Annotated in this window: 17 protein-coding genes and 1 other RNA gene; 6 read left to right on the top strand and 12 right to left on the bottom strand. The window is 45.6% G+C overall.

Annotated elements, in window-relative coordinates:
- Nucleotides 1–5 precede the first annotated feature (5 nt).
- From aroF to RIH33_RS17335, 8 genes are read right to left on the bottom strand one after another with little or no spacing between them, the layout of a single operon-like run.
- A complete protein-coding gene (gene aroF / locus RIH33_RS17370; RefSeq protein WP_406655158.1) occupies nucleotides 6–1007 on the bottom strand; it encodes a 3-deoxy-7-phosphoheptulonate synthase in 1002 nt (333 codons plus the stop codon).
- Complete coding sequence (gene trpA / locus RIH33_RS17365; protein ID WP_406655250.1) at nucleotides 1004–1783, bottom strand: tryptophan synthase subunit alpha; 780 nt, start codon at nucleotides 1781–1783, stop codon at nucleotides 1004–1006. Before trpA ends, aroF begins: the two co-directional genes overlap by 4 nt.
- Nucleotides 1784–1831: 48 nt before the next feature.
- Nucleotides 1832–3028: a tryptophan synthase subunit beta gene (gene trpB / locus RIH33_RS17360; RefSeq protein WP_406655157.1), complete on the bottom strand. Its 1197-nt coding sequence runs from the start codon at nucleotides 3026–3028 to the stop codon at nucleotides 1832–1834.
- A complete protein-coding gene (locus RIH33_RS17355) occupies nucleotides 3025–3627 on the bottom strand; it encodes a phosphoribosylanthranilate isomerase (RefSeq protein ID WP_406655156.1) in 603 nt (200 codons plus the stop codon). Before RIH33_RS17355 ends, trpB begins: the two co-directional genes overlap by 4 nt.
- A gap of 3 nt (nucleotides 3628–3630) precedes the next feature.
- The gene (gene trpC, locus RIH33_RS17350; protein ID WP_406655155.1) at nucleotides 3631–4428 is read right to left on the bottom strand and encodes an indole-3-glycerol phosphate synthase TrpC; all 798 of its coding nucleotides are present in this window, start codon (nucleotides 4426–4428) and stop codon (nucleotides 3631–3633) included.
- Complete coding sequence (trpD, locus tag RIH33_RS17345) at nucleotides 4425–5420, bottom strand: anthranilate phosphoribosyltransferase (protein ID WP_406655154.1); 996 nt, start codon at nucleotides 5418–5420, stop codon at nucleotides 4425–4427. Before trpD ends, trpC begins: the two co-directional genes overlap by 4 nt.
- Nucleotides 5417–5998 carry an anthranilate synthase component II gene (locus RIH33_RS17340; protein WP_406655153.1) on the bottom strand — a complete coding sequence of 194 codons (582 nt, stop codon included), beginning with the start codon at nucleotides 5996–5998 and terminating at the stop codon, nucleotides 5417–5419. Before RIH33_RS17340 ends, trpD begins: the two co-directional genes overlap by 4 nt.
- On the bottom strand, nucleotides 5998–7416 hold the full coding sequence (locus RIH33_RS17335; protein ID WP_406655152.1) for an anthranilate synthase component I family protein: 1419 nt from the start codon (nucleotides 7414–7416) through the stop codon (nucleotides 5998–6000). Before RIH33_RS17335 ends, RIH33_RS17340 begins: the two co-directional genes overlap by 1 nt.
- Before the next feature lie 281 nt (nucleotides 7417–7697).
- Here RIH33_RS17335 and RIH33_RS17330 point away from each other — a divergent pair, with 281 nt between their 5' ends.
- Complete coding sequence (locus RIH33_RS17330) at nucleotides 7698–9578, top strand: lamin tail domain-containing protein (RefSeq protein ID WP_406655151.1); 1881 nt, start codon at nucleotides 7698–7700, stop codon at nucleotides 9576–9578.
- Nucleotides 9579–9607: 29 nt separating this feature from the next.
- Nucleotides 9608–10015 (top strand): TerB family tellurite resistance protein, encoded by a 408-nt coding sequence (locus tag RIH33_RS17325; RefSeq protein ID WP_406655150.1) that lies wholly within the window; start codon nucleotides 9608–9610, stop codon nucleotides 10013–10015.
- A gap of 85 nt (nucleotides 10016–10100) precedes the next feature.
- On the opposite strand, the gene RIH33_RS17320 is transcribed toward RIH33_RS17325, so the two are convergent.
- The 4 genes from RIH33_RS17320 to RIH33_RS17305 all read right to left on the bottom strand — a co-directional run bounded on the left by RIH33_RS17320 (nucleotide 10101) and on the right by RIH33_RS17305 (nucleotide 12443).
- Nucleotides 10101–10352 (bottom strand): hypothetical protein, encoded by a 252-nt coding sequence (locus RIH33_RS17320; protein ID WP_406655149.1) that lies wholly within the window; start codon nucleotides 10350–10352, stop codon nucleotides 10101–10103.
- Nucleotides 10353–10459: 107 nt separating this feature from the next.
- Entirely contained in the window at nucleotides 10460–11500 is a 1041-nt protein-coding gene (locus RIH33_RS17315) for an alkane 1-monooxygenase (RefSeq protein WP_406655148.1), read from the bottom strand.
- A gap of 34 nt (nucleotides 11501–11534) precedes the next feature.
- Nucleotides 11535–12230 carry an outer membrane beta-barrel protein gene (locus RIH33_RS17310; RefSeq protein ID WP_406655147.1) on the bottom strand — a complete coding sequence of 232 codons (696 nt, stop codon included), beginning with the start codon at nucleotides 12228–12230 and terminating at the stop codon, nucleotides 11535–11537.
- A 93-nt stretch (nucleotides 12231–12323) separates the two neighbouring features.
- Nucleotides 12324–12443 carry a 30S ribosomal protein THX gene (locus RIH33_RS17305; protein WP_406655146.1) on the bottom strand — a complete coding sequence of 40 codons (120 nt, stop codon included), beginning with the start codon at nucleotides 12441–12443 and terminating at the stop codon, nucleotides 12324–12326.
- Nucleotides 12444–12656: 213 nt separating this feature from the next.
- Between RIH33_RS17305 and RIH33_RS17300 the strand changes: the two genes are divergently transcribed.
- The 4 genes from RIH33_RS17300 (at nucleotide 12657) to RIH33_RS17285 (ending at nucleotide 13926) form a co-directional block, all read left to right on the top strand.
- Nucleotides 12657–12827, top strand: a complete 171-nt coding sequence (locus tag RIH33_RS17300; protein WP_406655145.1) for a hypothetical protein — start codon at nucleotides 12657–12659, stop codon at nucleotides 12825–12827.
- 37 nt (nucleotides 12828–12864) lie between these two features.
- Nucleotides 12865–12962: signal recognition particle sRNA small type (gene ffs, locus RIH33_RS17295), an RNA gene on the top strand.
- A gap of 62 nt (nucleotides 12963–13024) precedes the next feature.
- Nucleotides 13025–13681 carry a fructose-6-phosphate aldolase gene (gene fsa, locus RIH33_RS17290; RefSeq protein ID WP_406655144.1) on the top strand — a complete coding sequence of 219 codons (657 nt, stop codon included), beginning with the start codon at nucleotides 13025–13027 and terminating at the stop codon, nucleotides 13679–13681.
- 41 nt (nucleotides 13682–13722) lie between these two features.
- A complete protein-coding gene (locus RIH33_RS17285; protein ID WP_406655249.1) occupies nucleotides 13723–13926 on the top strand; it encodes a fructose-6-phosphate aldolase in 204 nt (67 codons plus the stop codon).

The raw sequence follows: 13926 nt of genomic DNA, 5'->3' as shown, positions 1-13926 counted from the left end.
TTTTATTATTCCAGCTCTTTCAAAGCTTTCATTTTCCTGATGAGCCTGGCCGACTCCTCAAAATCCAACGTCTGCTGCCCGTCAGAGAAGGCCTTTTCTGGTTTTTCGTGTATTTCGAAAATCACCCCATCGGCACCAGCCACAGTAGCAGCCAGCGCCACCGGCTCCACATAGTCGCGTATGCCCACACCATGTGATGGATCTGCAATCACCGGCAAGTGTGTCTTTTCCTTCAATATTGGAATGGCATTAATGTCAAAGGTGTTTCTGGAGGCTTTCTCATAAGTTCTGATGCCTCGTTCGCAAAGCAAAAGTCTTTCATTGCCTCCCGCGAAAACGTACTCTGCGCTGTACAACAGCTCATCAATGGTACCCGAGATTCCTCTCTTGATCATCACGGGCTTGTCTACTTTACCCAGCTCATCCAGCAGGTTAAAATTCTGGGTGTTTCTGGCTCCTACCTGATAGATATCTACATAATCGTACATCTCAGCAATCTGAGAAACCTGCATCACCTCGGTTACGATCTTGATCCCATTCTCTCTGGCAGCCTTGTACCAGAGTTTCAGACCATCGATACCCATCCCCCTGAATGAATAAGGTGAACTACGGGGCTTATACACCCCCCCACGCATAATTTTGATGTCGTTTTCCTTCAGGTGCTGAATGGTCTTTTCAATATTCTCCTCCCCCTCAATACTACAGGGCCCGGCCATCATCGCAAAGTGCCCGTCCCCTATCAGCACACCATCTCCCAGGTCTATAGCCGTCCGATTTACTTTCCATTTACGGGAGACCAGTTTATAGTCGTCCGAAACGATGTGGATGTCTTTAATCCCTGGCAGGTGACCAATATTCCTCACATCAAACTTTTCCTTACCAATACCGATAATGTACTCACCCATTTGGGTCTTCACATCATTCGTTTTGTATTTCAACGAAGCTATCTGGGCCTTAAGTCCTTCCTTCTGGGCTGCGGTGATGTTGGGTTCTAGTTGTATGATCATGACTGTGGGGTTTTAAGTTGTTGAATGTACTGATTAATAGAGGCTGGGGATTTATCCTCTGCCAGCAATTTGATAAAAGCACTCCCTACAATGGCCCCGTCAGCGTAGGCGCATGCCTTGCTGAAGGAAGCATGATCAGAAATACCAAAACCAATCAATTTTCTGTTTTTCAAGTTCAATGCTTTGATGCGCTCAAAATAAGCGATCTGTTCTTCACTAATGCCGGATTTTGCTCCGGTGGTGCTGGAAGATGAAACCATGTAGATAAACCCTCTACTCAGTTCGTCTATTTTGGTGATCCTTTCACCCAAGGTCTGTGGGGTGATCAGAAATACATTGTAGAGACCATATTGATCAAGCACTTCCTTATAGGTTTCTTCATACTCGTACATTGGCAGATCCGGCAGGATCAAACCATCTACTCCTACTTCCTGACATTTTTTACAAAAAGCCTCAAAACCAAACTGGAGAATGGGGTTGATATAGCCCATGAGCAGCACAGGCACCTGCACGGTTTTCCTGAGGTCTTTGAGCTGTTCGAAAAGCAAAGCAAGGGTCATCCCATTTTCAAGGGCCACATGCGAGCTCTCCTGTATGGTGGGGCCATCGGCTATCGGGTCAGAAAAAGGCAACCCTATTTCTATCAAATCTGCCCCTGCATCATTCAGACTCCTGGCTATATCCAGGGTATCATTCAGTGTTGGGTACCCCGCTGTAAAATACACATTCAGCAGGTGATCCTTTTTATCTATAAATGCCTGATCTATTCGATTCATCATTAACTGGTTTTTAAAAATTGTTGGTCGGTGTGTTGAAATGGCTAATCAGTATTTCCCCCATTTGATGTAAGTCTCCAGGTCCTTATCTCCTCTACCTGAAAGATTCACCACCACCACATCCTGTGGTTCAAAAGTCATTTTATGAAGGGCCCCCAATGCATGGGCACTCTCTACGGCTGGAATGATCCCCTCCATGCGGCTTAGTAACACGCCTGCCGTCATGGCCTCTTCATCGGTAATACCAAAGAACTTTGCCCGCCCTGAATCAAACAGGTGCGCATGGAATGGCCCAATGCCCGGATAATCCAACCCTGCCGAGATGCTGTAAGGCTCAATTACCTGCCCGTCATCTGTCTGCATAAGGATGGTCTTGCTGCCATGGAGCACGCCTTCTCTACCCAGCGCAGTAGTGGCCGCCGATTTACCAGTGTGATCACCCAATCCGGAGGCCTCCGCTGCTACCAGCTTCACCTCAGGTATATCCAGGTAATGATAAAAAGCTCCGGCCGCATTGCTGCCACCACCCACACATGCGAAAACGTAATCAGGGTTTTCCCGCCCTTCTTTCTCCGAGAGCTGCCATTTAATTTCTTCACTGATTACACTTTGGAAACGAGCCACCAAATCAGGATATGGATGTGGCCCTACTACCGAGCCTATGATGTAATGGGTGTCTTGCGGATTATTGATCCAGTGACGCATGGCCTCATTGGTAGCATCCTTCAGCGTTTTGCTGCCACTTTTTGCTGGTCGCACCTCAGCTCCCAGGATTTTCATTCGCTCCACATTGGGCCGCTGGCGAGCCATGTCTACCTCTCCCATGTAGACGATGCACCCAATGCCCATCAGCGCACATACCGTGGCCGTAGCCACCCCATGCTGACCGGCACCCGTCTCGGCGATGATCCGCTTTTTACCCAGGGCTTTGGCCAGCAGAATCTGCCCCACCGTGTTGTTCACCTTGTGAGCACCTGTGTGGCAGAGGTCTTCACGCTTCAGGTAAATCTTTGCGTTGAACAGTTCCGACAACCTGGATGCATGATAGAGCGGAGTTGGTCGTCCCACAAAGTCCCGCAGCAGCTGCTGAAATTCCTTTTGAAACGAAGGGGAATTCATTATTTCCAAATAGTGGATTCGGAGCTCCTCTACATTGGGGTATAACATTTCGGGAATATAGGCTCCGCCGAACTTGCCAAAATAGCCGCGCTCATCTACTAAATATTTCGATCTCACTTCACTCATAATCTACTTTTTAATGCTTCAATCTTTTTGATGTCTTTTACCGCTGGTGCCAGTTCAAACCTGCTGTTCACATCGATGGCATACAGTTGGGTTATCCCCAATTGCCGGATGGTGTCTATATCTTCCAATTCAATCCCTCCACTCAGAAAGAAGGGCTTATCCAGATTATAATCCTTTAAAATCCTCCAGTCAAATTTTTCTCCACTACCCCCATAAGCAGGTGTCTTGGTGTCAAAAAGAAAGTAATCCACATAAGGAGCATACGCTTCCATTACTGCAATGGGCAAATGATTTGTCACGCTAAAAACCTTGATCAATTCAAAACCAAGTTTCTTTAGGCGTTGTACCTGTGCGACAGGCTCTTCGCCATGCAGTTGCAGCAAATTCAATCCGTAAGTCCGGGCCTTTTCTATCATTTCTTCATCAGAAGCATTCACAAACACCCCCACTTTCTGAACCCCCGAAAGGTCCACCTCAGGTCTTTGCAGCACATGTCGCGGGCTTTTCTCATAGAAGATCATCCCCATGTAATCCGGTTTCAAAGCCAGCAAATCCCGGATATTGTCCACCTCACGCATGCCACAGACTTTCAGCTTCATCGGCTAGTGTTTGAGTTCTTTAATGCGCTTCACAAAATCACTACACGCCTTTTCAGGGCTGCCTTTCTGCATGAAGTACTCACCTATGAGGAATCCCTCATACCCATGACTCATCAAATCCACCACCACTGCCGGGTCATTGAGGCCACTCTCCGAGACTTTCACAAAATCATCGGGAATTTTGGATGCCAGCTCTCTGGAGGTATCCACATCTGTCACAAAAGTTTGTAGATTCCGATTGTTTACCCCCAGCAGATCCACGTGCTCATTGATGGAACTATTAAGTTCTTCCTCATTATGTACCTCCAATAGCACCTCCAGCCCCAATGACCTGGCGAAAGCTCCTAAAGACTTTACTTCCTCAGGCTTGAGGCAGGCCGCGATCAGCAAGATCACATCTGCTCCAATCGACTTAGCCTCGATGATTTGATACTCATCTATGATGAAGTCCTTTCTCAGAATGGGGCAAAAATTAAAACTTCTGGCCGTGGTGAGGTCTTCATTTTTACCCCCGAAATATTTGGTATCTGTGAGGATCGACAGCCCCGAAGCACCCGCCTGCATATAGCCAATGGACGTTCTTTCCACCTTGGCTCCGTCGTTAATGATCCCTTTGGATGGAGACTTTCGCTTAAACTCAGCGATAATTCCTACCTTATCCGGCCTCCGGATGTATTTTTTCAAAGAAACCGGCTGAGCTCCAAAGTAGGTACTTTGCTCAAGGAGCTTCACCGGATAAAGACTTTTCTTTTGGCTTACTTCTTCCTTTTTATCTGCTACTATCTGATCGAGTATATTCATGAGTTGTTCACTGCTAAAAAGTTTTTGAAAGACTGCAGGGCCTTCCCTGATTGGATTGATTCGCGAGCGGCTGCTATTCCGTCCCCTATACTTATTTGTTTTCCCACCGAGATGGCCAGGCCGGCATTAGCCAGAATAGCCTCCACCTGTGGCTCGGTACCCTCATTATTAAGGATGCTTTTGAAAATAGCAACGGCTTCCTCCACAGTTTCTCCACCATACAGATCTTCTGCTCTTAACCTTTTGAGGCCGATGTCTTCCGGCTGAAAGACCTCCTCGTGATCATTCATAATGGCCTTAAACCCACCAGTGAGGGAAACTTCATCATACCCATCAAGGGCATGAAGGATGACAAAACGTTTGTCGGTTTTCTGATACAGATAACCATAAAGACGGGCCAGTTCCAGACTAAATACACCCACCAATTGGTTCCTGGGCATGGCAGGATTCACCATGGGCCCCAGCATATTGAAAAAAGTCTTGATCCCCAATTCCCTACGGACCGGCCCCACATTTTTCATGGCAGGGTGAAATAACGGCGCATGCAAAAAGCAAATACCGGCCTCATCCAGGCTTTTCCTGATGATGCCAATGTCATTGGTAAATTTAGCTCCCATGCTTTCCAATACATTGGAAGAACCGCTTACAGAAGATACTCCGTAATTGCCGTGCTTCACTACATTCTGTCCGGCACCTGCCACCACAAAGGATGAAATGGTAGAGATATTGAAGGTATTTTTGCCATCACCTCCTGTACCACACAGGTCAATGCCATTGTACTCGTCCACAGGCACTTTCACACAAAGCTCCAGCATGGCATCCCTGAAGCCTTCCAGCTCCTCCACAGTGATGCTTCGCATCAGATAGACGGTCATAAAGGCCGCCATCTGACTATTGTTATACTTACCTGTGGTCAGATTGGAGAGGATTTGAAAAGCTTCCTCCCGCGAAAGGGATTGGTATTTAAACAGTTTGTCCAGTACTTGCTTCATAGTTCTACAGATAACCAGTTTTGCATCATTTTCTTTCCGTGCTCTGTCATGATGGATTCAGGATGAAACTGAACGCCTCTCACGTTGAATTCTTTATGTCTGATGGCCATCACGTTGCCAGACTCATCCACTGCAGTCACCTCCAGGGCGTTGGGTATGGTATCAGGCATGATTGCCCAACTGTGATATCGGCACACTTTGAATACGTTCGGAAGGTCACTAAAGAGTTCATCCTTTTTATCTGTGAGCTGCACATCCGTAGCCACCCCATGAAAAACAGTGGGCAGGTTAAACAACTCCGCACCAAAGGCCTCTCCTATTCCCTGATGCCCAAGGCAGACTCCAAGAATGTTTTTGGACGAACCATATTTGCTAATGACTTCAGGCATCACCCCCGCATCTTTGGGTAATCCCGGCCCCGGTGAGAGCAAAATATGATCAAAACCCTCTGCATATTCCACAGCTATCTTGTCATTTCTATGCACCTCCATGCGATCATCTGCTCCCAGTTCACGTAAGATGTGCACCAGATTGTAGGTGAATGAGTCGTAATTATCGATTACTAATATCTTCTTCATCAGTTGTTGATCGTTTCAGCCATTTTCATTGCCGACTCTAATGCCGCCAGTTTGTTGTATACCTCCTGCACCTCACTTTGAGGATCAGATTTGGAAACAATGCCTGCCCCTGCCTGGAAGTAGAGCTGGCTGCCTCTGCTCAGAAAAGTACGAATCATAATGGCGTGGTTAAAATTCCCATTGAAGTCCATGAAACCAATGGCACCACCGTAAAAGCCCCGGGCAATGTTCTCGTTTTCATCTATCAGTTCCATCGCCCGGTATTTGGGCGCTCCTGACAGGGTGCCTGCAGGAAACGTACTGGCCACAATGTCAAGCGGATCAGCATCCTTTCGCAGTTTTCCGGTCACTTTAGATACCAAGTGGATCACATGCGAATAATATTGCACTTCCTTGTAGGTCTCCACTTTCACTTCATCAGAACTCTTACTCAGGTCATTTCTGGCCAGATCTACCAGCATGATGTGTTCCGAATTTTCCTTGGGGTCTTCCAGCAGTTTTTTGGCCAATTCCGCATCTGCCGCATCATCACCGGTTCGCTTGAAGGTGCCTGCGATCGGGTAAATAACTGCCTCCTCACTGTTGACCACAATCTGGGCTTCAGGGGACGACCCAAAAATCTTGTATCCACCATAGTCAAAGTAAAAGAGATAAGGGGAAGGATTGATAGACCGCAAGGCTCTGTAGACCTGAAACTCATCTCCCTTGAAGTGTGTACTGAACTGACGGGAGAATACCACCTGGAAGACATCTCCCAGATCACAATGTTTGATCCCTTTGTTCACCCGCTCCAAAAAGGTGTTGTCGTCAAAATTGGAGCTTGTTTCTGATGACTTTTCGAAGGAATAAGAAGGAATATTTTTTTGAGAAATCACATTGAGCAAATCTTCGAAACCTGAATCCTGAGGCTCATCCAGGTAGCACTCCATGAGATAGCACTCATTTTTGAAATGATCCAGCGCAATAATGTATCGAAATACGCTGTAATGGATTTGTGGTATTTCAGAGGATGGTGTCCTTGGGTTTGATAATGAAATGTCCTCAAAATACTGCACGGCATCATAGGACATATAACCAAAAAGTCCGGTTCGAATGAATTTATCCCCCTGACTGGGGACATCAAACCGACCAAGGAAATCTCGCAGGAATGGAAGTACCTCACTTTTCTCTGAAGCTGTGGCATGCTCCACCAACCCATCCGGGAAGGCCATTTCCACCCGATCATTCTCTACTTTGAATGAAGCGATCGGATCACAGCAGATATAGCTGAAGCTATTCTCAGATCCATGATAGTCCGAACTTTCCAATAAGAAAGACTTGGCAAACTTGTCCCGTATTTTTAGATACAACCCCACTGGCGTGACCATGTCTGCCAGGAGGTTTTTCTGTCTGATCTTGAGTTGGTACTTTTTTTCCATCTGATTTTTATTGTCCAAAAAAAAACCCGCTGTGAACAGCGGGTTTTACAAGATATATTTCTTCTACATACCACCTCTGTTCATAAACCTAAAAGGAGTATGTGCCACCAGTAGTATGTGTTTGTTCTAATCATGCCGCTAATGTACAACAGGCATAAAATCAATTCCAAGCACTTCGTTTAAAAAAATTCCAACGAGAAAAAGGTATCACTGAACGTTTTTACCCAACCAGGCCCTATCCCCCTAATTATCATTGTGTTGAGATCAAATTACTGCATAAAATGACTCTACTCAAAACCAAAATAATTCTCGTAATGCTGCTGGCATTCTACACCAGTAGTGCTCAATTAAGTATCAACTCACTCGATACAGACCATACCATAGACTTTGACAATACCCTGCTTGGTGTTAATCTGGGGCCTTTGCAAGGAATCGGATTGGTGAGCCTCCCCGTTACTTTAGGGCAGCTGGACTCACGTGCATGGGCCATCTTTGGCATGAGTGATGGTGATGTGAACTTCAATGGCACCGGAGTGCTTGGTGACTTTACCGGAGGCATCTCTCAGGGTGGAGTTCTTTTGAGTGGGCTTTATGCCTTCAATACCGGCACAATTTTATCTCCCGATTACGCACTCGGCTTTCAGGCCGACGATACGGACATGACACCAGGAAGTCTGAGGCTGAAACTACAAAACGACATAGCTGCCACTACCATACGTACGGTCACGGTCTCTTATGATGTATATGTATACAATGATCAAAATGCATCCAGTGCCATTAATTTAGCTTTCAGTGCAGATAATACCACATATGAAACAGTTAGATTCAAAAAAGTCTCAACCCCTACCACAGCGGATGTCAGTCCCGAATGGGTAAAGTACTCCGTCACTAAAACGATCTATGGCCTGTCATGGGCCAGCGGGAGTCATTTCTACCTTTCGTGGCAATTTGACGATGAGTCTGGCATCGGAGCCAGAGATGAATTTGCCATTGACAACATAGTAGTAAATGTAGGAAATACTCATCCCGAGATTCTGATCACTGAGATCATGTATGACCCCAACAGCACCGAGCCGGATTACGAGTGGGTGGAAATCTATAATAACACAGCAAATCCCATAGACCTGGAAGGCTTTGTTCTTTTTGACAACTCGGGAAGTGCTGGTAACACCCCTATAAGCGGAAGTTACATTCTGGCACCCAACGAAGGAGTCATTCTCATAGATCAAAACATTACAAATATTGACTTTCAGGCGGCTTGGGGGACCGGAAATAGTGTTCCCACCCTCATCGTCAACCTACCAGACCTCTCCAATACAGGAATGTCACTTGGCTTATGGGGCAATAGCGCCTATTATGACAGTGGCAACCTCACCAATGCTATGGATGTGGTATCGTACCAAAATGGAACCGGCTCATGGCCCGCAGTAAGTAGTTCAGAGGGCAAAAGCATCTACCTCACCTCATTGGAGTCAGACAACAACACTGGTTCTAGTTGGGCAAAAAGCAGCGACGGAGCGAACACTCCGAGCGGATATACTTACGGTATCCCGGCACAAGGTGTAGGTTCAGGTAGTGACATAGGGTCTCCTTATGCCGGAGCAAGCGCACTCCCTGTAACCTGGCTCTCCATCGAGGTAGTACTGCCCGATAGTCAGCGACCAAAAATCAGCTGGTCCACAGCTCAGGAAATTAACAATGAGTGGTTTCATGTAGAAAAATCATTTAATGGTGAAGACTGGAGCGTCATAGGCCAACTGGCGGGAAAGGGTACTTATAAAGGGGTATCCAGCTATACTTACGAAGATTTACCACTGACCAGAAGTTGCTACTATCGCATACGCCAAATAGACTATGATGGCAAATGGGAGCATTCAGAAATACGGCACATAGTACCCAGCCAAAGTAGCAGAACCAAAATATACCCCACCCTGCTGGAAAACGGAAACCGGACCCTGAGCATCGAAAACCTGCTTCCGGGTGTCGCTACAAGCATCACAATGTATACCCCGGAGGGCAAATTGGCCTTCCAGACCCATCTGATTCCGGAAAGTACGGCTACCAACCTTCAGCTTCCCCAGTATCTCATTAATGGCACCCATTTAATCAATATCAGCGCTCCCGCAGGCCTCCTGCATAAATCAAGAATAGTTTTGAGATAGGTTTTCATTTTTTGAATTATCTTCACACTATGTTACCCAATGAAGAACAACTGAGCATTCTGGTTCACCTTTCTATGGCTGATAAATTTTTGGCCGAAGAAGAGAGCAAACTAATTCATAAAATAGGAGAGCGTTGTGGGCTTTCCCGGGAAGAAGTGGAGTTGATCATAGACAACCCCAGGCCCATTCCGAATCTCAAAAATTTACCGCCTGATGAGAAGTTCACCTATCTGTTTGATGTCATTCAACTGATGAAGGTGGATGGAAAAATCTATCAGAGTGAGATACAGTTTTGCGAGCGCCTTGCATTGGCATTAGGCTATAAGCCTGGTGTGGTAGCTGATCTTTCGGCCTATATCTATTCAGACCCAAGCATTAGCACCAAGAAAAGCTACCTGAGATCCATTGCAGATCAACACCTCATTCCTAAAAAATAAACTCCCTCTTTGGAGTATAAAAAAAGGCTTTCCTTTGCTCTTATTAGAGACAAGGAAAGCCTTTTTTTGTTAGTTGAATTTCTTTTTATTTGGATTTGATCGCCTTCTCCAGATCATCCAATAATTTCTTCGATACCTTTCGGGCATTTGTTTTCTTAAACTTCTCAAGAGCTGAGTAAGCCTCGGCACCTTTTACATAAAGGCCCTCGGCATTTTGGTCGTGTGCGTAACTTCCCAAACACCATTCGATTTCTGAAACCAGCTGCTCCTCAATGCCTAGTTGAGAAAGCTTGTCCTTAGCTTCTACCAGTGCTTTTTCAATTTTTTCTACTGCCATTTTGATTGCTTTTAAACGGTTTTAATAATTTCGTACAAAAATAGAAATATTATTAAACTAAATTCAAGTAATATTTACTATTTTTAATAATTTAACAATGAATTCACTCAATCGTTACGACCAACACCTATCTTCCTGTTCATTACATAAAACCATAATGGAGGAACAGTAGCCATCAACATCATTCCCGGATAACCCGTTGGCATTTGGGGACTTTCATCCATGTGTCTCAGTACCTGATATTTTCTACTGGCTATATAATGATGATCTGAGTGCCTTGAAAGCTCAAAAAGCATAATTCGGCCCACCAGGTGGTCAGAATTCCATGAATGAGCAGGCATCACACGTTCGTAGCCCCGCTCAGTCTTGTTTCTTGTCAGCCCATAATGCTCAATGTAATTAACGGTTTCCAACAATAGAAACCCCATGACGGCTGCAATTACGTAATAGAGCATAACCTCCCATCCAAAGAAATAACCGACCGCAAGCAGGAATGTTAGCTGGATCACCTGAAATTGTAGCATCTCATTGCGTAATGAGTATGCGCTCTTCCCTTTTTTTCTCAATCTGGCCGCCTCCAATCTCCAGGCTGACAAGTAAGACTGCACCACCGACCGAACCCAAAAGGCATATAAAGACTCTCCCAGGCGAGCTGAGGAGGGGTCTTCAGCGGTAGACACATGTTTGTGATGGCCTCTGTTGTGCTCAATGAAAAAATGCATGTAAAGAGAGGTCAAGAGCAATACTTTGGACATTTGCTGCTCGTACTTCCGCTTTCGGTGTCCGAGTTCATGAGCCACATTGATCCCCATCACCCCACAGAGCATACCCATGGCCGTAATCCGCCCTACCCTGGTCAAAAGGTCCATCGGCTGAGTCATGGATACAAGAAACCACCACACACAGGCCAACTGAATGGGCACGATCAGGTAAACCAAAACATCGTAAACAGGATTTTCCAAGCGCTTCTGCTCCTCCACCTCCGAAAAATTCTCGGCATCCGGTTTGAAGAAAAGCTCCAGTATGGGTATGATCAGAAAAGCCTCCAGTATGGGTAAATAGGTCAGCCATCCGGTACTGTGAAAGGAGAAATAAGCCAGAATTGGCAAAGAAAGCACACTGAGGTACTTGAGGGCTCGGAGGTTCATTATAATGATGGGTTTTTGGGTATAGAAAGTTACCCTAAAAATCCATCTTCCCGAAAGGAATCATATAAGCAACCGTAAATCCGGCCAGATAATGGTTACTGAGGTCCGGAAGGCGGTTGTCCAAATCCTGTGTCTTCATAAAACTACTTACACTATAGGAGATAAACCCATCAAGGTGTATCGCACCAAAAGGAAATTCGTGCTGCACACCCAATGACAGTCTCACTCCGTACCCAAAAGTTCGGTCCCTGTCCTCCTCATAGGTATAAAACTCCACGCCAGTTCCCATATTGTCAGGGTTAGGATCAGGATCTGTGTCCACATTGAGGAGCCACTCTGTAAACATCCCCAGGGTAAAGAAAAATTTGGTATTACCCCTTCCGGCATAGGCCATGGCCTCCAGGGGGAAATTGAGGTATGACATCTTAATGTGATAGGCAGGTTCGTCAGTTGCGAAAGTCTGCTTCCACCCTTTCTGTTCATAAGCCAACCCTGACTGTAGCCCGGCATTGAGAAATGAGGTGCTGGACTTATTGGTAAATAGTTTGAGCATCAATCCACCCTGATATCCCGGAATGAACCCGGTATTCATAAAGGTGTTATATATCGTGTGTTCTATATACGCGGTACTAAGGTGTCCTCCACCTTTCATCCCCACGAATCCTTTCACCTGGGCATACGCCCCTTGTCCGGCAGCTACTATTAACAGAATGATCAGAATTTTTCTCATAAAAACATGGCACCTCACAGGGCTCCAACTATGCTCTGAAATAATCCGTGGAAATGCCGGGGTTAATGCCCAATTACACTCAAACGGCCCGTATTACTTTTTCTTGCCTTTTTTAGGTGTTTCAGTTTTCCCCGTTGTGTTTTTAGGTCTTCTGACACCGTAGGTTCCTTTGGCTATTTTACCTCTACGCGTTTTTCTATCTCCTTTTCCCATATTCTTAGAGTTTTGAAGTATAAAACTTCGCAAAAATACACCGCTTATCCGTAGGAATACAAACATTATCAGCTCCATTTGGAGAAGGGCTTGTGGGTGGGTATGGTTCGGATAGTTATTACATAACAAACTACTAAACAAGACATAATGGATCCGGTGATTTCTTTATGGGCAATTCAGGATAATTTAGCCGGTGAACCAAACGCTACTCAAATGAGGGAGAATGATATAGATACCCAGGACTATATGGAGTACGATGACGTGCTGGACGGCTACTTTGATGATTCAGAGGAGGACAATGAAGACCTGGATGGCGACGATGAGCTCGATAAAGGAGGTGGTGATGACCACACAGAAGAATATCGACCTATTTCTGAATTATAATTTCATCTTAAGGACATTTCTTTGTTACCTTTGCAGCCTGGCAAACGGATGCGACCAGCTCCTGCTGAATCCCCCAGGACCGGAAGGTAGCAAGGGTAGGCGGTTGTAGCGGTGCGACATTTCGTTTGCCTTTTTTGTTTCCCCGCGTTGTCCTAATTTTAAGTCATATTTTTAATCATACAAACAGAAAAGAACACATGAAATTTTTCATAGACACAGCAAACCTTGATGAGATTCAGGAAGCCTATGACCTGGGCGTATTGGATGGGGTGACCACCAATCCATCTTTGATGGCTAAAGAAGGAATCACTGGTAAGGCCAATATACTGAAACACTACAAAGACATCTGCAACATAGTGGATGACAATGTGAGCGCTGAAGTGATCTCTACTGAGTATGAAGCCATGCTCAAGGAAGGTAAAGAGCTAGCCAAAATTGATGATAAGATCGTGGTGAAAATCCCAATGATCAAAGACGGTGTGAAAGCGATCAAGGCCCTTACGGATGAAGGCATCCGCACCAACTGTACCCTTATTTTCAGTGCAGGTCAGGCCATATTAGCAGCCAAAGCTGGCGCCAGCTACATCTCCCCTTTCATTGGTCGGCTAGATGATATTGGGTTTGATGGTCTCACATTGATTGAGCAAATCGTTCAGATTTTTGATAACTACGAATTTGAGACAGAAGTACTTGCTGCCTCTGTAAGACATAATATGCACTTGATCCAGTGTGCCGAAATTGGCGCAGATGTGGTCACTTGTCCTTTATCTGTCATCACTGGCTTATTGAAGCATCCTTTGACTGACAGTGGTCTGGAGAAATTCCTCGCAGATTACAAAAAAGGCAACAAGTAAGCACCTCTGACAGTTGGATGATGAACGTATGTGCTGCTACCATGTATATCATTAAAGTAAAGGGGAAGGCCAAGATTCCGGACTACATCCAACTAAGAGATGACAAATTTGTACTTATTGCCTATTTTAGGGCTGACAGGCCCCTTCAGAAGCTGGAGAAATTCGGACTGGAGGGGAAGGAATCGGAACTCAAAGCGGTAATTGATGAGCTCCCTTTCGGAAAGCTTCAAAAATTGGAAATCTAA

This window comes from Marinoscillum sp., assembly GCF_040222955.1.
Taxonomy (GTDB): Bacteria; Bacteroidota; Bacteroidia; order Cytophagales; family Cyclobacteriaceae; genus Marinoscillum.
This window is presented reverse-complemented; position numbering and strand designations above follow the sequence as displayed.